Source organism: Idiomarina loihiensis, from assembly GCF_024584785.1.
Taxonomy (GTDB): domain Bacteria; phylum Pseudomonadota; class Gammaproteobacteria; order Enterobacterales; family Alteromonadaceae; genus Pseudidiomarina; species Pseudidiomarina fusca.
Genome location: NZ_CP074112.1, coordinates 2725499 through 2747000, shown reverse-complemented (window position 1 = coordinate 2747000; position 21502 = coordinate 2725499). Strand labels below are relative to the sequence as shown.

21 protein-coding genes are annotated in these 21502 nt (G+C 47.9%); 9 read left to right on the top strand and 12 right to left on the bottom strand.

Going from position 1 to position 21502, the window contains the following annotated elements; genetic code table 11:
* Positions 1-28 precede the first annotated feature (28 nt).
* Positions 29-667, bottom strand: coding sequence for a biliverdin-producing heme oxygenase (locus KGF88_RS13185; RefSeq protein ID WP_162014568.1), 639 nt, complete (start codon positions 665-667; stop codon positions 29-31).
* Positions 668-796: 129 nt separating this feature from the next.
* Here KGF88_RS13185 and KGF88_RS13180 point away from each other — a divergent pair, with 129 nt between their 5' ends.
* The 3 genes from KGF88_RS13180 to KGF88_RS13170 are packed head-to-tail and all read left to right on the top strand — an operon-like array spanning position 797 to position 2246.
* On the top strand, positions 797-1276 hold the full coding sequence (locus tag KGF88_RS13180; RefSeq protein ID WP_162014567.1) for an EVE domain-containing protein: 480 nt from the start codon (positions 797-799) through the stop codon (positions 1274-1276).
* A complete protein-coding gene (locus KGF88_RS13175) occupies positions 1273-1863 on the top strand; it encodes a TIGR00730 family Rossman fold protein (protein WP_153826927.1) in 591 nt (196 codons plus the stop codon). Before KGF88_RS13180 ends, KGF88_RS13175 begins: the two co-directional genes overlap by 4 nt.
* A 29-nt stretch (positions 1864-1892) precedes the next feature.
* On the top strand, positions 1893-2246 hold the full coding sequence (locus tag KGF88_RS13170) for a DUF6694 family lipoprotein (RefSeq protein WP_110075557.1): 354 nt from the start codon (positions 1893-1895) through the stop codon (positions 2244-2246).
* Position 2247: 1 nt separating this feature from the next.
* On the opposite strand, the gene KGF88_RS13165 is transcribed toward KGF88_RS13170, so the two are convergent.
* The 3 genes from KGF88_RS13165 to KGF88_RS13155 are packed head-to-tail and all read right to left on the bottom strand — an operon-like array spanning position 2248 to position 5318.
* A complete protein-coding gene (locus KGF88_RS13165) occupies positions 2248-3192 on the bottom strand; it encodes an alpha/beta fold hydrolase (RefSeq protein ID WP_153826928.1) in 945 nt (314 codons plus the stop codon).
* Complete coding sequence (locus KGF88_RS13160; RefSeq protein WP_153826929.1) at positions 3189-4697, bottom strand: flavin-containing monooxygenase; 1509 nt, start codon at positions 4695-4697, stop codon at positions 3189-3191. The genes KGF88_RS13165 and KGF88_RS13160 overlap by 4 nt, the downstream gene beginning before the upstream one ends.
* A 3-nt stretch (positions 4698-4700) precedes the next feature.
* The gene (locus tag KGF88_RS13155; protein ID WP_153826930.1) at positions 4701-5318 is read right to left on the bottom strand and encodes a glutathione S-transferase family protein; all 618 of its coding nucleotides are present in this window, start codon (positions 5316-5318) and stop codon (positions 4701-4703) included.
* A gap of 148 nt (positions 5319-5466) precedes the next feature.
* On the opposite strand from KGF88_RS13155, the gene KGF88_RS13150 reads away from it, so the two are divergent.
* The 3 genes from KGF88_RS13150 to KGF88_RS13140 are packed head-to-tail and all read left to right on the top strand — an operon-like array spanning position 5467 to position 6687.
* Entirely contained in the window at positions 5467-5733 is a 267-nt protein-coding gene (locus KGF88_RS13150; protein ID WP_153826931.1) for a protoglobin domain-containing protein, read from the top strand.
* A gap of 5 nt (positions 5734-5738) precedes the next feature.
* Positions 5739-6062, top strand: a complete 324-nt coding sequence (locus KGF88_RS13145; protein WP_153826932.1) for a GGDEF domain-containing protein — start codon at positions 5739-5741, stop codon at positions 6060-6062.
* Between the two features lie 40 nt (positions 6063-6102).
* A complete protein-coding gene (locus KGF88_RS13140) occupies positions 6103-6687 on the top strand; it encodes a hypothetical protein (protein ID WP_153826933.1) in 585 nt (194 codons plus the stop codon).
* Between the two features lie 7 nt (positions 6688-6694).
* Here the strand turns inward: KGF88_RS13140 and KGF88_RS13135 are convergent, their stop codons facing one another.
* A complete protein-coding gene (locus KGF88_RS13135; RefSeq protein ID WP_153826934.1) occupies positions 6695-7723 on the bottom strand; it encodes a hypothetical protein in 1029 nt (342 codons plus the stop codon).
* 176 nt (positions 7724-7899) lie between these two features.
* Between KGF88_RS13135 and KGF88_RS13130 the strand changes: the two genes are divergently transcribed.
* The gene (locus KGF88_RS13130) at positions 7900-8553 is read left to right on the top strand and encodes a c-type cytochrome (protein ID WP_110075564.1); all 654 of its coding nucleotides are present in this window, start codon (positions 7900-7902) and stop codon (positions 8551-8553) included.
* 14 nt (positions 8554-8567) lie between these two features.
* Positions 8568-9575 (top strand): c-type cytochrome, encoded by a 1008-nt coding sequence (locus KGF88_RS13125; protein WP_153826935.1) that lies wholly within the window; start codon positions 8568-8570, stop codon positions 9573-9575.
* 112 nt (positions 9576-9687) lie between these two features.
* Here KGF88_RS13125 and katG read toward each other — a convergent pair whose 3' ends face one another.
* From katG to KGF88_RS13110, 3 genes are all read right to left on the bottom strand, one after another.
* Entirely contained in the window at positions 9688-11913 is a 2226-nt protein-coding gene (gene katG / locus KGF88_RS13120) for a catalase/peroxidase HPI (RefSeq protein ID WP_153826936.1), read from the bottom strand.
* A gap of 163 nt (positions 11914-12076) precedes the next feature.
* Positions 12077-13852, bottom strand: coding sequence for a sensor domain-containing diguanylate cyclase (locus tag KGF88_RS13115; protein WP_162034532.1), 1776 nt, complete (start codon positions 13850-13852; stop codon positions 12077-12079).
* Between the two features lie 114 nt (positions 13853-13966).
* A complete protein-coding gene (locus KGF88_RS13110) occupies positions 13967-14425 on the bottom strand; it encodes a c-type cytochrome (protein WP_153826938.1) in 459 nt (152 codons plus the stop codon).
* Between the two features lie 114 nt (positions 14426-14539).
* Here KGF88_RS13110 and upp point away from each other — a divergent pair, with 114 nt between their 5' ends.
* The gene (gene upp, locus KGF88_RS13105; RefSeq protein ID WP_110075569.1) at positions 14540-15169 is read left to right on the top strand and encodes a uracil phosphoribosyltransferase; all 630 of its coding nucleotides are present in this window, start codon (positions 14540-14542) and stop codon (positions 15167-15169) included.
* A gap of 5 nt (positions 15170-15174) precedes the next feature.
* On the opposite strand, the gene KGF88_RS13100 is transcribed toward upp, so the two are convergent.
* The 4 genes from KGF88_RS13100 to KGF88_RS13085 all read right to left on the bottom strand — a co-directional run bounded on the left by KGF88_RS13100 (position 15175) and on the right by KGF88_RS13085 (position 21354).
* Positions 15175-16698, bottom strand: coding sequence for an exopolyphosphatase (locus tag KGF88_RS13100; RefSeq protein WP_153826939.1), 1524 nt, complete (start codon positions 16696-16698; stop codon positions 15175-15177).
* Entirely contained in the window at positions 16691-18763 is a 2073-nt protein-coding gene (ppk1, locus tag KGF88_RS13095; protein WP_110075571.1) for a polyphosphate kinase 1, read from the bottom strand. Before ppk1 ends, KGF88_RS13100 begins: the two co-directional genes overlap by 8 nt.
* Before the next feature lie 83 nt (positions 18764-18846).
* Positions 18847-19995: a GGDEF domain-containing protein gene (locus tag KGF88_RS13090; RefSeq protein WP_153826940.1), complete on the bottom strand. Its 1149-nt coding sequence runs from the start codon at positions 19993-19995 to the stop codon at positions 18847-18849.
* A 63-nt stretch (positions 19996-20058) separates the two neighbouring features.
* Positions 20059-21354 (bottom strand): ectonucleotide pyrophosphatase/phosphodiesterase, encoded by a 1296-nt coding sequence (locus KGF88_RS13085; RefSeq protein WP_228759545.1) that lies wholly within the window; start codon positions 21352-21354, stop codon positions 20059-20061.
* Positions 21355-21502: the final 148 nt, after the last annotated feature.

Below are 21502 nucleotides of genomic sequence, written 5' to 3'. Positions count from 1 at the left end.
GTCAATGGCTTATTTAGTAAGGTTCAAGCTAGTTTGCATACTCGGCGCTCTTGGCTGATGTTAAGGGTGCGCCTAATGGCGCCTTTAGCTGCTCAATATAGCTGGTAAATGCTTGTTGCGCTGCATCAATCACATCATCGGAATCAGCAGCAGCAACCTGTTGTGCAAACAGCAAAAATTGCGACCACGCCTGCGGCGCAATCGAACGCGAAAAAAAACTACAAGGTGAGTTAGGTAATTGGCGTTGCAGACGCTTGGCAATCACTGCCGCCCCTAGACGAGATCCTTCTAGAACATACAGCCAACCAACCAATGCTGGCAGCGAGCCGATGGCTACGGGTGCCATAGTCTCTGAATGCGCGAGCTCAGCCTGGTTCGTCATATTCTTCACGGCCGCCATTGTAGGAATGTCACATTGCAGTTTTATTAAATCATCATCAAGCCAAGCCAATCGGGCTTGCAAGGGATAGCCCAATCGCAACTCCTGCACGCCCTGCTGCACCGCCGCTTCTAACTGCTGATGAGCAGGGTACATGTGCTGCAGTATCTGCCGATAGCGCGCTTCGGTTAAATCCGCACTCATCAACTCCGACATCATGGTGTGTCGGTCTAAGTGGCTATGAAGTGCAGCAGTGGCTGCGCGTAGTTGCTCAAGTAAAGATGTCATTGTTTGGCGTACAAAATTCATCCTGTTTATGAAAGTAGCATGACAGAAACAGGCTATTCTGCCAATAAATTATTAGCTATAGTGAGTGACCGATAAAGATACCTAGTAAGTTCAAACAAGGATTATCCCGTGCAGTATTGGTTAATGAAAACCGAACCAGACGAATGCAGCATTGATGATTTTGCCAAAACGCCAGCAGCGGTGATCCGCTGGGATGGTGTGCGTAATTATCAAGCCCGCAACTTTATGCAAGACATGCACATAGGTGATGAAGTATTTATCTACCACTCCAGCTGTGCCAAGATTGGTGTTGCTGGTCTGGTACGTGTGGTGCGTGCCGCCTACCCAGATCCAACGCAATTTGATTCTGCTTCAACGTATTTTGATAGCAAAAGTCAGCCTGATAAGCCACGCTGGGTGGCAGTTGATTTACAGTACATAAGACGGTTTACTGAGGTGATTCCCTTAGCCGCCATTAAAACCATGCCGGCCTTTACTGATCACCCGTTAGTGGCCAAGGGTAATCGCCTTAGTGTGGTTCCTATTAGCTCTGAACAACGCGAAGCGCTCAATCAACGCGCTAATCGCCACAAGGAAGATGACGTATGACTAAGCTTTCAACCATTTGCGTTTATTGTGGTTCTAATCCTGGCTTTTCGCCAGTGTACACTGACGCTACCATCGAACTTGCTGATACCTTAGTTGAGCAAGGTATTCGATTGGTCTACGGCGGCGCCAAAGTAGGGCAAATGGGACAACTTGCCGACCGCGTATTGGCGCAAGGCGGTGAAGTGATAGGCATTATGCCACAAGCGCTGGTCGACAAAGAGGTTGCTCACCATGGTCTAACCCAACTGCATGTGGTGACATCCATGCACGATCGCAAAGCTATGATGGCCGAACTTGCTGATGGCTTTATTGCGATGCCAGGCGGCATGGGCACACTTGAAGAAATTTTTGAGGTCGTCACTTGGGCACAACTTGGCTTTCACCAAAAACCGTGCGCTCTTTTGAATGTGGACGGTTATTTCACCGCCCTACTAACCTTTTTAGATAACACTGTATCGCAAGGCTTTGTTAAAGATGTGCATCGGCAATTGCTGTTAAATGATAGCAATGCACCGGATCTGATTGCCCAAATGCATGCCTATGAGGCGCCTACAGTAACTAAATGGCTTACTAAATCAGAACTTTAACTTATCTAAATAGACAACAAGGAAGTCCTATGACAAACCTAGTAAAATTACTCACTGCTGGCCTACTTGCACTTAGTTTGATCGGTTGCGGCGACGGCTTATCCTTAGGTGGCTCGTCAGCTGCTCGCCTAGATACATCGTCTGAGCAAGCCTATGAAGCTTCATTAAAAGAAGTAACGGCACCTATGACAGCGGCAGAAAAACGCCAGTTTCAAGCGGACCTGAGCAATATTGTGGTTAGTGCTCAGTTAGTGAAAATGTCGAGTAGCGGCAACGCCTCGCCAGACGAAGTGCAAGCAGAAGTGCTGGCTGAGCTAGACGGCAAAACTGCGAAGCAAGTAAGCGATATGGCGAAAAAATATCGCGAACAATTAAGTCATTAAACTAGAGCCGCCGCGCTAAAAATGCTTCAACTTGCGCGGCGGTTATCGCCGGTTGTTCAACCATCGGCATGTGCCCAATTTCTGGTAATAGCAATAACTCACTCGCGGCAATTCCCTGCTGCCACAAAGGCGCAGCACTCGCGCTCAGAATACGATCGCGTTCGCCCCAAATAATCAAAGTGGGTGCCGAAATCTGCGGCAACCGCTCATCTAAACTATCATGCAATCTGAAGTCCTGCGCAATATGTGCGTAGGCACCTCGGCGCTCAATATAACGCTCTGCCACACCTCGCAGTACAAATTCGGGTGCAAACGGCGGTTGTGCCATAGTCAGGTGATAAAACCGCATAAATTGGTCAATATTAGCGATCTCAAAAGGCGATTGCCCGGCCGCAAACAAAGCCTCGGTTTCACTAAGTTGCGGTGGCGTGATACCGGCAGGGTCCAGCACAATTAAAGCCTGAGTTTGAGCTGGGTATTGCAACGCAAAATGAGCGGCAATCATGCCCCCCATCGAGTTTCCGGCAACAATTGCTTGGTCTATCTGCAACGCTTGCAATAGTGCTGCGATACGATCGGCCTGGGCCGTGGCGCGATAAGACCATTCGGGTTGGTATCCGGTTTCACCATGGCCGGCCAGATCAGGTATCAGTACCCGATAGCCTGCGTCTAGATGATTAGCAAACCGCAGCCATAGTTCTTTTGAGGCCGTGTAGCCATGCAACAACACCAGCGTCGGCGCTTGCTCGCCAGCAGCTACCTCGGCTTGACGCTCATACAGCACTAACTCTAATTCATCTAGCTTCACCGTGCGTTTGCTAAAGCCATACCACTGAGCTTCTAATTTGGCCGTTTGGTCATACACCCACAAACCAACGCTTGGACTTTGGGTGGCAAGCCAAGTCACGCCCAACAAGAGAATCAGCGCAGGAATGATTTTTTTCATGAGGATAGCTCCGATGTTGTGGCCGAATAAAGCAACTGATGATGTTGCGGTTTAAAATGGCTGGCCATCCACCTGAAGGTAAAACTAAAGCCAGGGAACATGGCGATCACATGCCCACTTTTGCTCTTGTACCAACTGTTACAGCCACCGCTGTGCCACACAGTTTTCTTCATTTCGCGATGAATCATACTGGTATAATGTTGCTCAGCATCTGCTTTTACTTCAATGGCCGTGGCCTGTTGTTGGCGCAGGTGATCTAAACAGCTCATGATGTACTTTAGCTGTGACTCAATCACAAAAATCGCGGACGTATGACCAATACCTGTATTGGGCCCGGTCACCAAGTACAAATTGGGGAATTGCGGCAAACAGGTACCTAAATAGGCATGCGGAAAAGGTTGCCAAGCCTGCTGCAACGATTTGCCATCACGCCCAATAACCTCAAAACCAATCGCCCCATCGGTGGCATCAAAGCCGGTTGAATAGACAATCAGGTCTAGGTCAATCTGCTGCCCCTGCTGGGTAACGATACCGCGCTCGTTGATTTCGGCTATCGCATCGTGCTTGTCATGCAAACTCACCTGCGGCAGTTGTAACGCCGGGTACAGCGTATTTGACACAATAATACGTTTACAACCGATGGTGTAATCTGGCGTCAATTTTGCCCGCAGTTCGGCATCTTGTACTTGTGAACGTAGATGTTTAAGTGCTTTACGCTGGGCAAAGAACTTAATCAGTGAATGGGAATACTTAAACGCTAAAACCCGCCACTCAAGCCCCCAATAAATAGCTTTGCGCAGAGTTTGATAACCCAACTTAGTGGCGAGTAGACGCCGTGCTACGGGTCCAAAAACTCGATCTGGGCGGGGCATCACCCAGTGTGGTGAACGCTGAAACACATGCAACTGCGCAACCTCATTGGCAATACTAGGAATAACTTGGGCCGCGCTAGCACCCGAGCCAATCACGGCGACACGCTTTCCTTGATAAGGCACGTCATGACGCCACTGGTTGGTATGAAAACTCACCCCTTGAAAGCGCTCACGCCCTTTAAAGTCAGGAATAACCGCATTACTTAGTGGCCCTTGCGCGCAAATCACTGAGCGCGCATACACCGCCGGCTTATTCGCTATGGTCAGCTGCCAGCATTGCTGTTCTGCTAGCCAGCGCAACTCAGTTACTTGGCTTTCTAATTGAGTTTTATCTCGCAGTTGGTACTTCTCAATCACTTGCTCGGTGTAGGCAGCCAGCTCGGGCTGTTTCGCAAACATTTGCGACCACACACAAGGCTCACTCGCCAACGAATAGAGTGGCGACTGCACATCTACTTGCGCGCCTGGATAACTATTCTGGCACCAAGTGCCGCCCATGAATGAACGCCGTTCCAGCATCACAAAATCTTGCTGACCACGTTTGAGCAACTGAATGGCGGCACTTTGGCCGCCAAAACCAGTCCCGATGATGGCAACGCTAATGGGCTTAGCGACTGAGCTACCTGCCGTCATCGGTTAGACTTTTGCTGAGGGGCGAGCTGCTATCCGCTCGTACCAAGCACTGAGATTCGGCAGACTACTATCTGCGCGTAGTTTAACCACACGAGCGAACGCTAAGGTCGCAAAAGCATTGATATCAGCAGCGCTAAACTCATCTCCTACCAAATAATCATGTGTGGCTAAATGCTGATCCAAAAACGCCATAAATTCTTGCGCTTTACCATGGCAATCTTGGCCATATTCCGGGAAACACGTCATCCGATCTTTGAAGTAACCGGAAGTATGTTGAAAGCACATGCCCACTGGCATCATAAAATAGAAATCAATCCAGCGTAGCCATTGCTCAATCAATGCTTTTTGTTTTGGGCTAGTTCCTAACAGCGGTAGTGTTTCAGGGTGGGCTTCTTCAACATAACGACAAATCGCCATGGTTTCAGCCAAACAAGTACCATCATCAAGTTCTAACACAGGTACTTTTTTCATCGGGTTACGAGCCACAAATTCAGGAGTCAGGTTCTCGCCTTTAGCTAAATCAATTTCAATGCATTCAACCTGCTCTAAAAGACCTTTTTCGGCCATAAACATGCGTACGCGACGCGGATTTGGAGCCGTTGCTGTTTCATATAATTTCATCTGTTAGTTCCTCTTATTTGTGGCTTTTTTAAGCTGCTACATAGCATTACATTGTTTGTGGTTTTGTACCAGACTAATTAGCTTAACTTTGGTACTATAACCTTCTTTTTAAACGCCATTTTCATTCTATCGATGTTGGAATAGAGCCGTGCATAGAGTTATCAATCAGCAAGTTATTCAAGAATGGCATGAGCAAATTGAACATGCCCCAAGTTCGCTGTTACAAACTACCTTAGAGCTAGTTGAAACGCACCGCCAAGCCCTCGCCGACGCTTTCTATAGTGGCCTGCTTACGGATACCGAGGCGGCAGTATTTCTATCGCATCAGCAGGTCAAAAACAAACTACATAGTTCCTTACAGAGCTGGTTACATAACTTATTTGGCAGCCAAACGACAATTATGGCCACGAAGTAGGTGATATGGTACTGCAACAAGTAAGCACTCTTTTGATGAACAACAGTCGCAGTGGTGACTTTGTGTTTAGGATGGGTGGTGAAGAGTTTTTGCTGGTGATTGTCGATGCGGATGTAAATAGTGCGCAAAATGTGGCCGAAAAGGTCCGCAAAGTCATAGAAAAAGAAGTATTCTTATTACCCAACGAGCAGCAGCTTAAGGTAACCGTAAGTATGGGATTAGCAGCTTTTGCTGGCCATCCCGATTATCAATTGCTACTTAAAGCAGCTGACCAAGCTTTGTATCGTGCCAAACAACAGGGTCGAAACCGTCTAGAGTTAGCACAATAAAGCACCGCTGAAAACCGATAACGCTTGATGAGGTAATTCTATGAACCTAGCTTTACGTAAGCCATTATTACTAAGCCTGTGCCTAGTTAGCTGGTTGATGGTAGCGGGCTGTCAAAGCACCCATCAAGCTGAGGTTGCACCAAGCGCTGACACTAAGCGCGAACTGCTACGCGAAGTTGAGCGATTAGGCCATTTGCTCTATCAAGCTCACACCAGCGGCGCACACAAATTAGAGTTCAGTAGTCAACAGCGCGAGGTTTTTGCTGAGTTGCGGCCGCTCTACTGTGCCGGCAATTACACTGAGTTAGGGGTAGCCGATGATACCAATGGCAGCACCTATTGGTATGCCATCAAGTTCAGTGACGATGCCGACACAGTGGTGTTTGGACGACACCTTAAATTGATTCAAAAAGCCAATGGTGAATACGATTCCAGCTTGTCATCGCGGGGTTGTTTAGATGTGCCACTCACCCAGACTGGCTCATTATTTGCTAGCCATTCAGCTTCTGCTTATCCAAATGAGTTTCATGTGTTTTTAAGTTTGTTTCATCAACAAAAGATCTACGTGGATACCAGCTCAGGGCTGTATCGTGTAGAAGCCGGCACGATACAGCAAATTGGCTAGGTGCTAGTTACCAGTTCCACATCGCCCACACCCCGACTTCGTTCTGAGTACGGTCGATAATCACATCAGCAATATCACTTTGCTTGGCAACAAGGGCTAGGGTTAGTGACGGCATCACTTTCCAATCTACCCCTAGTTGCAAATAGTCTTGCTCCAATTCCGGTTTCAGCCGGCGACTGGGATGAGTGATATCGTAGCGCACAAACGCTGAGTGTTTGGCACTAAAAGAATAACTTGCCCATGCACTCCAGCCATCACTGGCATCTTCGGTAGCGGATGTGACTTGCTTCCAGTTATCGTTATAGACGTACTCAACACCTGCCCGCATGCCTTTTTTCATGTAGCTTAAAGCCATATTCCAGCGTTGTGCGTTATGCAACTTATCAATATTACTGCCTTTGTCTAACGCCCGCGCCCCTTCGTACCAGCCCATGGCTAAATCAAAGGTTGGCGTAACATGCCAAATAGCCGCCGCCTCGATATCCACTTGGTCGGCTACTTTAGGCTTCTTAAAACCAGCCCCAGTCACCATGGCCACACCATAAGAAAAGTGATCACCTTTTTGGCCAACATGGACGCCTAAGTCGGTTGGCCCAGCAAACTGATTTTTGGGGTTAATACTTGGGTCTATGTAGCGATAACCGACCCTACGAGCCACGTAATCTATCCAAGGCAATTCAGCGACACCAAGCTTTAAGTAATAGCCGTTGTCCCAATTGCGCTGCACATAGGCGTGACGAAACCAAACATCGGTAGGGTCTTGCTGGCGTTGCCACTGCACATCAGTTGTCACCTTTAGCATCCAATCCGCATTGAACGAGTGTTCTACGTCGATATAAAAGCGCTTCAGATCCGGTTGCCAACCTTCATTATCGTTGCGTTGATCATCTATCTGCAGATTGCTGAAGTTAGCAAACACCTGCCCCGAAATTTTGGTCGGCGACGTTTCAGCCGCCATCGCTGCTGGAGCCAGCAAAAGTGCTGCAGCAACAGCAACGGCCCTACCCAATTGATTCATTTCACCCAATGTCATCATGACGTCTCCTTCCTACGGGGGTTTTTGACCACGTTAGTCGTAATAACTGATACCGGGCCAAGCAATGACCTGTATCAACAAACGATCAACCACAAAACCTTACATTTAGTAGGTATTTTATATTAGAATGAGCTAAAGTTCGAAGGTTAATAGCTCAACCAACAAAGGATGTACTGATGAAGATCAAAGTATTATTTGCCGCTTGGGTGTGTGCAGGCTTAATGCAGGCGCCAGCCTATGCGAAGGGCGATGCCGCCAATGGTCAAGCTTTGGCCACTCAGGGAGATGGTAGTGGAGCACCCTGTGCAGCTTGTCATGGTGCCAATGGCGAAGGGATGGCCGCTGGCACCTTTCCACGCATTGCTGGCTTAGATGCCGATTATGCCCTGCGCCAAATGGTAGCATTCCAACAAGGTAAACGCGTTAACCCTGCTATGACCATGAACATTGATAACTTTAATCAGCAACAACTGGCAGATTTAGCGGCCTACTTTGCTACGTTACCGGTAGCAGCACCTGCTGCTGCAACGGCTTCTCAAGCCCAATTAGAATTGGGTAAAAAACTCGCGCTACAAGGTGATTGGGATAATTATTTACCTCCTTGCGCCAGCTGCCATGGCCCCAACAATCAGGGCGTAGATGGTAACTTTCCTGGCATTGCAGGGCAGCACGCCAGTTACTTGAAGCAACAACTACAAGCTTGGCAACAAGGGCAACGTCAATCAGATCCGGTGCAATTAATGGAGGCCATCGCTAAACGGCTAAGCCCGGAACAAATTGATGCCGTTGCTGCTTATTTGGCGAGCCAACCAGCCGCGCCACAGCAGTAAGGAGAGCCAGCACCATGAAATTACTCAATGCTATTACTTTAAGCCTTGCGGCGCTATTTACTGCAAGCCTCTCGGTGGCTGCCATCGCGATGCAAAATAACGATATGAGCCAAGTTAAACTACCCAGCATGAAGCCAGGGCAATACGATCACCAAGCACCAACCTTGGCCGATATTGAGAATGACAGCGAGCTGCACCCAGAACTCAAGAAAGTGGTGCTTAAAGGCCGCGATCTCTTCATGAACACACAACAATTGCGCGGCAAGTACGTGTTTAATGACATGAACTGTAAATCGTGCCACATGGGTGAGGGCCGCATGGCCTGGTCTGGTCCAGTATGGCCTGCGGCCACCACATTGCCGGATTTCAGAGGCAAAAATGGCCACGTTAACTCGTTAGAAGAACGGATTGCTGGCTGTTTTTCATTTTCGATGAATGGTACCGCACCCGAGTACGGTAGCGACACCATGCTGGCGTTAGCGGCTTATCATCAGTACATGGCGAAAGGCGCCAAAGTATATGACCGCAACATCGGCGGCCGTGGTTTTAGCTCACTCGGCAAAGACATACCAAAAGATGTCAGCTTTGGCCAAGGTGCAGCTGTTTATGCTAATAACTGTGCGGTCTGCCACGGTCCTAATGGCGAAGGCAAAAAGGTAGATGGCGAGGTGGTATTCCCACCGTTATGGGGCGATGGTTCCTACAACTGGGGTGCGGGCATGACGCGTATTTTTACCGCAGCATCTTTTATTCAAAATAATATGCCATTAGGCCAACCAGGGCGATTAAGCGACAAAGAAGCCTGGGATGTCGCCTACTTTATTAATGGGCAAGAACGTCCTCAGGACCCTCGCTATACCGGTGATGCCAAAGAAACTCGACAAAAGTATCTTAACTTTCACAAAGCAACTCTGTACGGCACTGAGTTAAACGGCAAAGTACTTGGGCAACATGACAACACCGGTGAGAAGCCGTTTCTCAAACCTGAGGTGTTAAAACCACGTACTTTTGGTGACGAGTAACGGCTAGCGCTAACTTGCTGCTAGCAGCGTACACAAAAACAACGTACACAAAAACAAAGGGGGCTCTTAAACAAGCCCCCTTTTTTATTAAGCAATCACGCAGATTACTTGCTTATTGCTGGTGCAAATCAAAACGATCCAACTGCATCACTTTAGTCCAAGCAGCTACGAAGTCTTCAACAAACTTCTGCTCAGAGCCATTAAAGGCATACACTTCAGCAATCGCTCGTAACTCAGAGTTAGAGCCAAAGATTAAGTCAACAGGTGTTGCAGTCCACTTCACTTCGCCAGACTTACGGTCACGACCTTCGTAAACGCCTTCTTGCTTAGCTGGTGCCCATTCGGTACCCATATCAAGTAAGTTAACGAAGAAGTCGTTAGTTAACTGGCCAGGACGGTCGGTAAACACACCATGATCAAGCCCTTGATAATTAGCATCAAGTGCACGCATACCACCTACTAATACCGTTAACTCAGGTACCGTTAAGGTCAATAAATCAGCACGGTCCACTAACATCTCAGCAGGCGACATCCGGCTAGCTTTGTCGTAGTAGTTACGGAAGCCATCAGCTGTTGGCTTCAAGAACTCAAACGAAGCAACCTCAGTCATTTCTGCAGTTGCGTCAGTACGGCCAGGCACAAAAGGTAAAGTAACCTCAAAACCTGCTTCTTGTGCTGCTTTTTCGATAGCTGCTGCACCACCTAAAACAATGGTATCAGCCATAGATACGCGCTTACCTTTGGGTAACGACTTGTTAAAGTCACGCTGTACCTTTTCTAAAGTAGCTAGCACTTTTTTCAGCTCTTGTGGGTTGTTTACTTCCCAGTTAGCCTGTGGCGCTAAGCGCAAGCGAGCACCATTAGCACCACCACGCATGTCAGTGCCACGGAAGCTAGAAGCAGAAGCCCAAGCAGTACGCACCAACTCAGATACAGTTAACCCTGAATCTAAGATTTTGCCTTTTAAGTTAGCAATGTCTCGCTCGTTGATTAACTCGTGATCTACTGCTGGTACCGGATCTTGCCACAGTAATGGAGTATCTGGTGACGTATCCACGATGTAACGTGCACGAGGACCCATGTCGCGATGCGTTAATTTAAACCAAGCTTTAGCAAAGGCTAACTCAAACTCTTCCGGATCTTCATGGAAGCGTTTCGCAATTTTGCGATACTCTGGATCCACTTTTAACGACAAATCGGTGGTGAACATAATAGGTGCGTGACGCTTACCAGGAATGTGCGCATCTGGCACCAAGTTTGCCGCTTGGCCATCTTTAGGAATCCACTGAATAGCGCCAGCTGGGCTACGCGTTTGTTCCCACTCAAAACCAAACAGGTTATCCAAGTACTGGGTGGTCCATGCAATCGGATTAACCGACCAAGCACCTTCTAAACCAGAAGTGATGGTGTCTTCAGAGTGGCCTTTACCACATTTGTTCTTCCAACCTAAGCCTTGTTCTTCTACTGGCGCGGCGGCAGGTTCTGCCCCTAAACACTCATCTGGCTTGTGCGCACCGTGGGCTTTACCAAAGGTGTGGCCACCAGCAATCAAAGCCACGGTTTCTTCATCGTTCATGGCCATCCGCGCAAAAGTTTCGCGAATATCTTTTGCCGCCAATAAAGGATCAGGATTACCATTTGGACCTTCTGGGTTCACATAAATCAAGCCCATTTGTACCGCTGCTAACGGCCGCTCTAGTTCACGGTCGCCGCTGTAACGTTTATCTTCTAACCATTGTTTTTCTGGGCCCCAGTAGACGTTATCTGGCTCCCACTCATCTTCACGGCCACCAGCAAAGCCATAGGTTTTAAAGCCCATCGACTCTAACGCAACGTTACCGGTTAAAACCATGAGGTCTGCCCAAGAGATGCTTGAGCCGTACTTTTGCTTGATTGGCCACAGCAAACGGCGAGCTTTATCTAAGCTCACGTTGTCTGGCCAGCTGTTGAGAGGTTCAAAACGCTGTTGACCGCCACCTGCACCACCACGGCCATCGTTCACCCGGTAGGTACCAGCACCGTGCCATGCCATCCGAATAAAGAAAGGACCGTAATGACCGTAGTCAGCTGGCCACCAATCTTGTGACGACGTCATTAGCTCTTCGATATCTTTTTTAACTGCTGCGATATCTACTTTTTTGAACTCTTCAATATAGTCAAAGTCTTCACCCATAGGGTTAGAAGACACGTCGTGGTCACGTAATGGCGTAAGGTCGAGTTGGTCTGGCCACCAGAACATTTTATCTTGTGCTTCTTGCGCTGCTGCAGAATAAGAAGCCATGCCCATGGACACGGCAACTGCTAGCGCAGAAACAACTGGAAGGACTTTTTTCATCATGATGTTACACCCTTTCGTTGTAGGTTAAGTACACAACTGTGCGCGGCCTAGCCAACAACTGCTAACTAGGTCGCACAGAATGGATATAACTATAGTTACAATTTCAGAAAGTGAGATATGGTAAAAACAGATTAGATTAATCGATTTTGCCTTATGGGTAGGCTCAAACCCGCGCCTCTACTCGATTGCGGCCTGCTTTTTTAGCGCTATAAAGCGCTAAATCAGCCCGATGAATAGCATCATCAATTTGCTCTTTGCCTAATAAAACCTCAGTTAATCCGATGCTTATCGTAAAGCTCATGGTCTCACTGGCACTTAACTCAATGGCATGCTTGGTGACTGCAACACGGATTTGTTCAGCCAGCTTAGACGCTGCCCTAAAATCACATTTATTCAACAAGATGACGAATTCTTCACCGCCAAACCGTGCCACTATATCGGACTCGCGCACGCTGCCTTTTAAAATATCCGCCAGCTCTTGCAAAATCCGGTCGCCAATCGCATGCCCAAAGGTATCGTTAACTTGCTTAAAACGGTCAATATCTAACGTCAAAATAGACACCGGATAATGCTCGCTTTGTGCCCGTTGCAATAGGTAGTCAGCCTCTGCATAAAAGAAGCGCCGATTGTACAAACGCGTTAACGGATCCGTGGCTGCTTGTAATTTCAGCTCTTCTTGCACCGCCTTCATGTCTTCTAACAGCTTCATCCGATAAGCAATGATAAAGGCCAACATCAGCGCCTCAAGCATAATGCCAATACCAACACCGTGGCTGGTTACATAATGAAAGCCGAGCATGCCTTTGTAGTAGAGCACCGCCAAAGCGTTAAAGAACACAAAAAAGCCGTGTCCAATAAGAAAATATCGCGCCAGCACTTCGCCTTTTAACCACAACGAAATACCCACCGACAGGGTCACCACCATCATCAGTGCCGCTAAACTACTGGCCGGCTGCAATGCCGCCTGAATATCGAACAGCGACCAAACAAATGCCACCACTAACAGCGCCAGCATGGCTTGCAAGAACTTATGCTCAGTGGGGTGATGGAGTTTCGTTTTAAAAATTTCTGTCATAAACAATATCAGAAAAATCGGAAACGCCATCAGGCTGGTATGGAATTGCAACGCCGTGTCGCCGTACACTTCAAACACCCCAGACAAGAGCCCGTACGACAACGCAATCCAAATCGCTGCTGACACCAAATACAACGAGTAAAAAATGTTTTCTCGTTTGCTGGCAAAGAAATACAACAACAAGTTGTAGATCACCAGTGCAATCAGAATACCCACAATCAGCGCGCTATCGGTATAACTGCTAACCAACGCTTGTTTACTATGAAACGCATCCAGTAACTGCAACTCAAACCATTGGTGAGAATAAGACACGCTATGCACATACAGGGTTTTCTGCTCGCCTGGGGCTAGCTGAAAAGAGAAAACCCCCGCCCCTTTATAGAGATAGGGATTATCCTCAGGCGCATTTAAATCAATCACGGCCTTGCGCAATAAACGTTTGCCATCGGTCTCATAAAAGCCTAAAGATTTATTGTGATAAGCATGAGGAAATTGCAAAAACACGTCGCGCTCGGCACTTGCAGGGTTAACCACCTGAAACCTTACCCAGGTTGATTTAGCACTCGTACCAAGACTAACGCGATTGGGTGAGTTGTTGTAGCTTTGCTCACGGGCCTCAGCAAAACTGGCTTGACCGCTGCTATCCACCCAATAACTGATGGTGAAACGATCCAGTGCCAACGGCTGCTTGATAGTCTCGGGTAACTTAACTAACGGCGGACTTGCTGCTTCTATGGTGGGCTCAGGTTGAACCTGCCCAGCAGCGGTGGCCGTGGCCGTGGCGGCAAACAGTAACATGGGCAACACGGCCAGTGCCAACCAACCGATTAATTTACCTAAAAAAACGGCCGCGGCACAGACCATGGTTTGAAACCGACCACACCGAGAGGTGCTCCGGCAATGCGCTATTGTTGTCATCCTTTACCATCTTTTTATTATTGTTTACGACAACCGGCAAGACCAGCTGCTCAAATGAACTTATTTAGCCTCAGATGCTTGATAAATATACGCCAATAAAGCTTCGCGGTCCGCTTGTTTCGGTAAGCCCGTAAAAGGCATACACATATTAGCCACCATCTGTTGTGGTCGTGCTAACCATTCCAGCAGTACCGGCGTTGTCCAAACTGTCGACAATTGCTGCACCTCTTCCGTAAAGGTATAGCCCGGCGTGCTGGCTATTTTACGCTGAATTAAGCCATCTAAATGAGGACCAAAAAACTGACTTTTAGTAGCATCCATGGAGTGGCAAGCCGCACAGCGGTACTTAAAAACCTTCGCCCCTGGCGCGAATAATTCTGGGTCTGTTAGAAACTTAGCAGGTAACGCTGATTCCGCAACCGGTGCTGCTACGGTTTCGGTTTGAGCACACCCTGCGCTCACCATGCTCCACCCCAAAATCATAGCCACAGCAGCAACGCGTTGCCAATAGCCTGCCATCGTACCACTCCTTTAACTTTCCAGAAAAATTACTTTTTATAGGCTTCCAAGCAAAAAATTATTACACTTATACGCCTATAATGAAAACAATTCATCGCCGCAAGAGAACGCATTATGCCATTACATGTGATCAATCATCCGTTAGTACAGCACAAACTGGGCCTTATGCGTGAAGCTGGTATTTCTACCAAAAGCTTCCGTGAACTTTCCAACGAGTTAGGTAATTTGCTCACCTACGAAGCTACCAGTGATTTTGAATTAGAACCTCACGCCATTACAAGTTGGAGCGGCGACACCATTGAGGTGCAACAAATTAAAGGCAAAAAAGTGACCGTGGTGCCTATTCTACGTGCTGGTATCGGTATGCTTGATGGAGTGTTAGGACTGGTTCCAAGCGCTAAAGTAAGCGTGGTTGGACTATATCGTAACGAAGAAACCCTCGAGCCAGTGCCCTATTTCGAAAAGTTTGTGGGTGACATTGATCAGCGTATTGCTCTTGTTATCGACCCCATGCTGGCCACCGGCGGCAGTATGATTGCCACCTTGAACATGCTGAAACAACATGGTTGCGAAAGTATTCGAGTGCTGGTGCTAGTCGCCGCCCCAGAAGGCGTGGAGAAAGTGCTAGCAGCGCACCCAGATGTGCACATTTATACGGCTGCACTCGATTCTCATTTGAACGAACATGGCTACATCATTCCTGGCTTAGGCGATGCTGGCGATAAGATATTTGGCACCCGCTAAGTCAGCTAGCCGTGCACGCGCAGATTAATCCCTAATTTTGCCTGCTGCTTAGCCTCTAACGCCAAGTCGTTAAGCAGCATCGGATTAGCACTACCCTCTTTGGTTAGAGTAAGCAACAAAGTATCTTGGCGCACCTGAATTTTCTTCAACAATAACGACGACTGGCGGTCCGTATTAAACAACACAGCTAGTCGCAGTAGCACGATCATGCGCCACAAATCACGCTGCTCAAAAAGATACAGTTGCGGTAAACGCTCTAATTGCAGCTTCTTCCGGTAGTTTCGTACCAAGGCAGCCAAAAAGGCTTGTTCTTCTTTGCTAAAACCCGGCATATCCGCATGCTCAATGATGTAGCCTGAGTGGCTTTGTAAACTGCTAGCATTAATTTGTAAGCCCACTTCATGCACGCGCGCCGCCCATTGCAACCGTTGTCGCCAAGCTGGTTGTTGCAACTGCCATGGCTTCGCCACTTGGCGCAATAAATAAACCGCGGTTTCAGCTACTCGCTGGGCCTGTAATTCGTCCACTTGGTAGCGCGCTGCCATACCATCAATGGTGCGCTGCCGCACATCACGATGACCAATCACCCGTTCCGCCAGCTCGTATAACACTCCCTCGCGTAAGGCTGCATCGTGGCAGGTTAAGCTTGTTAGCTCCAACTCATCCATCACGGCTACCAGCACCGCTAACCCCGCTGCTATCACCCCATGCCGATCTGCATCGATTGCCGCTTCGTTAAAACTACTGATATTGGTATGGGTTAATAACTGCTCCACACAGCGCTGCAGGGCGGTACGGGTAATCACATCCGGAGCGCTTTGATCGCGTAGCTGCACCCATTGCGCAATAGCCTTGATGGTGCCAGAGGTGCCGATCACTTCAACCGCATTGAACTTGCGTAAGCCCGCCGCCACCGGCTCAAGCTCGCTACGCGCCGCAATCAAAGCCTTTTTAAATCGCTTTTCGCTGAGCTTGCCATCTTTAAAGAAACGCTCGGTAAAGCTCACGCACCCCATTGACCGAGAGGCTAGTATTTTCGGCTCAAACTCTTCTCCAGCAATGATTTCAGTACTGCCGCCACCGATATCAATCACCAGCCGGCGCCCTTGGTAAGAGCTGGTTTGCGCTACCCCACGATAAATCAGCCGAGCTTCTTCATGGCCCGAAATAATATGAATAGGGAATGGGAAAATTTCTGCCGCCCGCGCCAGAAAGACATCGGCATTCTTGGCTTCACGCAACGTGTGAGTTGCCACCACATACACTTGCTCGGTAGCAAAACCTTGTAAGCGCTGGGCACATAACTGTAACGCTGCCAAACCTCGCTGTATTGCCTCTTCACTGAGCTTATTGGTTTTGCTCAGGCCACTTGCTAAACGAACCTTTTGCTTGAACTTAAGCAGCGGCTGCACATGCTGATCGATAACCCGAGTGGTCACCAGATGAAAGCTATTCGAGCCTAAATCTAGCGCGGCAAAATAATTTAATCCATCCGCTAGCTGGGTTTGAGGACTGTGAACATCAGTCATGAGGTGCCTCCAGCATACGTTTCATTTCTGCTTTCAGATAATCGTACACAGCTAATTGTGAGCGGATCTTTTTGCGATTACCGCGCTTGCGATACTGGTTCTTCTGCTCAGCGTCAATGATGCGGGCTTTGGTGTTATCTTGCCACTGCAGCTCTAAAATGTGCTTGATTTGCAACTGTAATTGGCTGTTGTAAATGGGACAAGCAACTTCTACGCGGCGATCTAAATTGCGCGTCATTAAATCTGCTGAGGAGATAAACACCTGCTCTTTGCCACCATGATAAAACCAGTAAACCCTTGGATGTTCTAAAAAACGATCCACAATACTGATAATTTCTAATCGCTTACTTAAATCCGCTGGGACTTTTAAGCCACACATACCGCGCACAATCGCACGCACTCGCACCCCTGCTTGCGCGGCTGCAACCAGTCTTTTAATGATGCCGGGGTCGACCAAGTTATTCACCTTCACCATAATTTCTGCACGCTGTCCTTGCTGAGCATGAGCAATTTCGGTGTCAATCAGCTCTTCTAAAGTCTCTCTAAGATTAACTGGCGATACCAAAATATGGTCAAAATCAAAACGTTTATAAGGGGCTTCTAAGTACTGAAAAACCTGCTCGATATCAGAGCAAATGCCTTTATCTGCGGTGAATAAGCTAAAGTCGGTATAGCTCTGCGCAGTTTTTTCATTAAAGTTGCCGGTACCAATATGAGCAAAAAGTTGCGTGCTATCGCTACCGGGCTCGGTTCGGCGTTTTATTAGCAGCAGCTTAGAGTGCACTTTTAAACCTTGGATACCGAAAATAACCCGAATGCCCTCTTGGGTCATGAGTTTGGCCCATTCAATATTGGCTTCTTCATCAAAGCGGGCTTGCAGCTCTACCATCACGGTCACTTTCTTGCCGTTATTAACCGCCTCTACCAACGAATGCACGATACGCGATAACTTAGCCACGCGATAAATACAAATCTGGATGCTTTGTACCAATGGATCGTAAGCTGCTTGGCGAACCAATTCTGTCAAATGAGCGAACTTATGGTAAGGGTAATACAGCAGGATATCTTGCTCGGCCATCGCATCAAACACACTGTTATGCTTGGTAAACAGCGGATGTTCTAACGGTTGCCAAGCGGGGTTCACGAGCGACTTATGCCCCACATTAGGAAAACTGACAAAATCGCGAGTGTTACGATAACGGCCACCCGGCACTAATGAGTCATGACTCGTTAGCTCCAGTTTATCGTGTAAAAAGAACAACATATTACGAGGCATAGCAGCGTCATAGACCAACCGCACTGGCTCGGCTTCAAACCGCTGCCGAATGCCTTCTTCCATTTGCTCCAGCACACTTTGTTCAATGTCGTGAGGTAACCGGTACTCGGCATCACGGGTTAACTTAAACGAAAAAGCGCGGAGCGAATCAAACGGCACTATGCCTTGAAACAGCTCATGCATGCAGAGGCAAATCACGTTATCGAGTAGAATCACTCGTTTTTGTCGCTTGGCATGTTTAAACGGCAGTTTTATAAAGCGTGGGAATTCATCGGTGGGCACTTCGAGTGCAGCGTAACGGATAATATCGCCTTGCACTACCTCAACACATAAATAGGTGGCTTCTTCGTTGATTGCTTTCACTAAATCAGTAGCTGGACTAATCAGCAGCGGCACTATGTAGCGCTTAATTTTTTCTCGAAAGAAGGTGGTCAGCCAGGTGCGCTCTTCGGTGGTGGTTTGCTGTTCATCGATAACCCGAATGTTTTTGCGCAGCAGCGCTTTCAGCACATCTTTGTAGATCACCTCAAACTTATCCTGCAGGGCTAACACCTGCTGCTGAATCTCCGCCATTAATTGCTCGGACTCACTGTGTTCAGCGGTATTCTGAGCCAAGAAAATTCGCCGGCGCACATCAGCAACGCGCACCCGAAAGAATTCGTCCATGTTGTTTGAGAATATTCCTAAAAAACGCATCCGCTCTACCACTGGGACGCTTTGGTCTGCAGCCTCTTGCAGTACCCGTTCATTAAAGGCTAACCAACTCAACTCTTGCGCAAAAAACTTCATAACCACTCCCTGACTACGGCAGACGTTTACTGTACTCGATAAGCCTAGCGCCTTAATGACAGTTTTATGACAGTTATGAAAGCTTAGCCAATGGCTCTATTTCTGCCAGCTTCTTTGGCTTGATAAAGATGCTTGTCAGCGATGTATAACAGCTTTTCACTGATAGCCACAGCCACCTCTGGCGTAACCACGGTGTAATTATCTGTAGGAATTGAGGATGTCGCCGCTTGTTCTGAAATAGCTGCTGGTACTACAAAAGGTTGTTGTGGATGATAGGTCGCCACCCCGATACTGGCGGTAACCGCAACGGTTACCTGCTGTTGGTTAGCGCCCCTGTAAGTATGTTCTTTCTGCAACGCCTTAATAATGCGCTGGGCCAAATGAAGCGCGGCGCTTGCCTCGGTATTCGGACACAGCAGTAGAAACTCTTCACCACCCCAGCGCCCCAGCAAATCCGTGTTGCGCGACAGATTTTTCAACAAGCTAGCCAAGTGCACTAACACCGCATCGCCCATTAAGTGCCCGTGGCTATCATTAATGTTTTTAAAGTGATCAACATCCAACAGCAATACTGACACAGGCTGTTGAGTGCGATGCGCCAGCGCCACCATCTGCTTAAGGTTATTATCTAAATGCAGACGGTTATAAACGCCTGTTAGCCGGTCTGTAATCGATAGTTTGCGTAATTTGTCGTAAGTGCGTTGACGAGAACGCTCGTAAAAACGAAACAGTAAAATATGCGCCAGCCCAACCTCAGCAAAGTTAAATAAAGCACCTAAACTTAAATATCCTGGCACTCCAATTTGCAGTAATTGGTACAGATACCAACCACAATAAATGAACACCAGCCCAGTAAGGATAGTTGCAGCTCGCGAGCCCAATAAGAAAAAGCTGATGGGGGGTAAAATAGTCACCCAAACCAAGGAATAGTTTTCTGCTTCAGATAAATCAATAAACGCCAGCAGGATGGTGATTAGCGTGAGTACCAAGGCCCAACCTGCTACAGCAAGGTTGCCGCCTCGATACACGTAGAGGAAAATGCTAGTGGCAATGACGAACCCAATAAAATCATAAACAGCAACATAGGCAGCATCAAACAAGGTGATGTTGAGTAAGCCAATCGCGCCAAAATAAAACACCATCAACAATGCAATGGCATAGATCAGCGTCAGCTGATTGTAACGCGGGTCATTACTATCGATGTCACTATGATACTTACGCCAAAAATTCATCGCCAAGTCTTATTGTTATTCTTCTTAACTCATATCTTTACTGCATGTGCCCTGATTGCGCAATCATTGCGATTGATTTTTTTGCGTTAGAGTTACAATCGGCGCTAACACGTCAGCCTTACCATCAATAGGTGACATCAGCTCTAACCCAAGGAGTTGCGCCATAAATGGATAAACATGAATATTACTGAAGCGCGGCAAGGTAACCCCACTAGCGAGTGCCGGCCCCGCGGCAACAAATAAGCCATCCATTTCGCGGTTAGAATGAAACCCATGAGTGCCGCCATCAGCACGTCGCTCGGGCGGCCGCGAGGTAAAAGTTACCGGCGCTTGCGTCGCTAACACAATACTTGGCTTGCGCGGCCCTGCGGTTACCCCCAGCTCGGCTAACGTTGCCTCAGATTCAATCCAAAAACCCAAGTGGGTCAACTGTTCAAGCTGCGCTTTCAATTCATCTACTTGGGCCGCTGTAGTGTCATCGTTGGCATAAATCATAAACCGAGTTTGCGCATTTTGCGTTTCAAACAAGTCACTATCCACAGGTAATTGGCCGACGTCTATCATGCGCTCGGCTTTAATATCAGACATCCCATGGTCGGACACCAGAATTAGATTGACCGGTACCTCAACTTCAGTTTGCAAACGCAGCCATAACTCACCAATCAGCTTGTCGATGTATTGCACGGATTTCTTCACTTGAATGGATTCAGGCCCAAACTGGTGCCCCATGGTGTCGACAATAGAAAAGTACCCAGTAACAAACCGCGGACGCGCCTCAGCAGGCAGCTTTAACCAAGCAATGATTTGGTCAATCCGCTGCTGATTGGGCGCAGGTGTACTGTAGTTAACATAGTAACTGGGGGTGCGACCATTGATTCTGGCTTCAGACTCCGGCCAAAAATAAGACGCTGCCTTTACTCCCTGAAACTCTGCTAGGTTCCAAATTGGCAAGGTGGTTAACCAACTACTATCCTTGGCGCCATCACCCATTTTGTAGCGCTGCTTGCGCTCGGTATCGTAAAAATTATTATCCACAATGCCGTGCTTAGAGGGATATTGGCCGGTCACAATCGATAAATGATTTGGAAAGGTTTTAGAAGGATAAACAGGTATTAGACCATCGCTACGCACACCTTGCTCAGCTATCTTAGCGATATTGTTGGCACCATGCAGCTCAATGTAATCATGCCGAAAGCCATCAATCGAGATCAGCACCACGGTTTGTTCGGATAGCGAGTCATCCGCTGCCGTTGGCCCGCGCGCCCCTGTGGTGCCACTTTGAGCGCAGCCGGCGAGAGTAACCAGCAGCATCAGCACGCTAGTTTGCAATGACAGCAATGGTCGCATAAATTTTTTCAAGAGCTTTTCCTCAAACATCAAATGAATCTTATCCACAGGCGAAAATAGCACAGCTTTATGACAGTTAAATGCTAATTAGGCGCATAAAATGAACGGCAGAGCTCAAACAAGTTGCCCATAAGGTCATTTCAGACAATTACCCCTAATA

Coding starts and splice junctions, on each gene's coding strand:
- KGF88_RS13185 (WP_162014568.1), bottom strand. CDS start 667: ATGACATCTTTACTTGAGCAACTACGCGCAGCCACTGCTGCACTTCAT.
- KGF88_RS13175 (WP_153826927.1), top strand. CDS start 1,273: ATGACTAAGCTTTCAACCATTTGCGTTTATTGTGGTTCTAATCCTGGC.
- KGF88_RS13170 (WP_110075557.1), top strand. CDS start 1,893: ATGACAAACCTAGTAAAATTACTCACTGCTGGCCTACTTGCACTTAGT.
- KGF88_RS13165 (WP_153826928.1), bottom strand. CDS start 3,192: ATGAAAAAAATCATTCCTGCGCTGATTCTCTTGTTGGGCGTGACTTGG.
- KGF88_RS13160 (WP_153826929.1), bottom strand. CDS start 4,697: ATGACGGCAGGTAGCTCAGTCGCTAAGCCCATTAGCGTTGCCATCATC.
- KGF88_RS13155 (WP_153826930.1), bottom strand. CDS start 5,318: ATGAAATTATATGAAACAGCAACGGCTCCAAATCCGCGTCGCGTACGC.
- KGF88_RS13145 (WP_153826932.1), top strand. CDS start 5,739: ATGGTACTGCAACAAGTAAGCACTCTTTTGATGAACAACAGTCGCAGT.
- KGF88_RS13140 (WP_153826933.1), top strand. CDS start 6,103: ATGAACCTAGCTTTACGTAAGCCATTATTACTAAGCCTGTGCCTAGTT.
- KGF88_RS13135 (WP_153826934.1), bottom strand. CDS start 7,723: ATGATGACATTGGGTGAAATGAATCAATTGGGTAGGGCCGTTGCTGTT.
- KGF88_RS13130 (WP_110075564.1), top strand. CDS start 7,900: ATGAAGATCAAAGTATTATTTGCCGCTTGGGTGTGTGCAGGCTTAATG.
- KGF88_RS13125 (WP_153826935.1), top strand. CDS start 8,568: ATGAAATTACTCAATGCTATTACTTTAAGCCTTGCGGCGCTATTTACT.
- katG (WP_153826936.1), bottom strand. CDS start 11,913: ATGATGAAAAAAGTCCTTCCAGTTGTTTCTGCGCTAGCAGTTGCCGTG.
- KGF88_RS13115 (WP_162034532.1), bottom strand. CDS start 13,852: ATGGTCTGTGCCGCGGCCGTTTTTTTAGGTAAATTAATCGGTTGGTTG.
- KGF88_RS13110 (WP_153826938.1), bottom strand. CDS start 14,425: ATGGCAGGCTATTGGCAACGCGTTGCTGCTGTGGCTATGATTTTGGGG.
- upp (WP_110075569.1), top strand. CDS start 14,540: ATGCCATTACATGTGATCAATCATCCGTTAGTACAGCACAAACTGGGC.
- KGF88_RS13100 (WP_153826939.1), bottom strand. CDS start 16,698: ATGACTGATGTTCACAGTCCTCAAACCCAGCTAGCGGATGGATTAAAT.
- ppk1 (WP_110075571.1), bottom strand. CDS start 18,763: ATGAAGTTTTTTGCGCAAGAGTTGAGTTGGTTAGCCTTTAATGAACGG.
- KGF88_RS13090 (WP_153826940.1), bottom strand. CDS start 19,995: ATGAATTTTTGGCGTAAGTATCATAGTGACATCGATAGTAATGACCCG.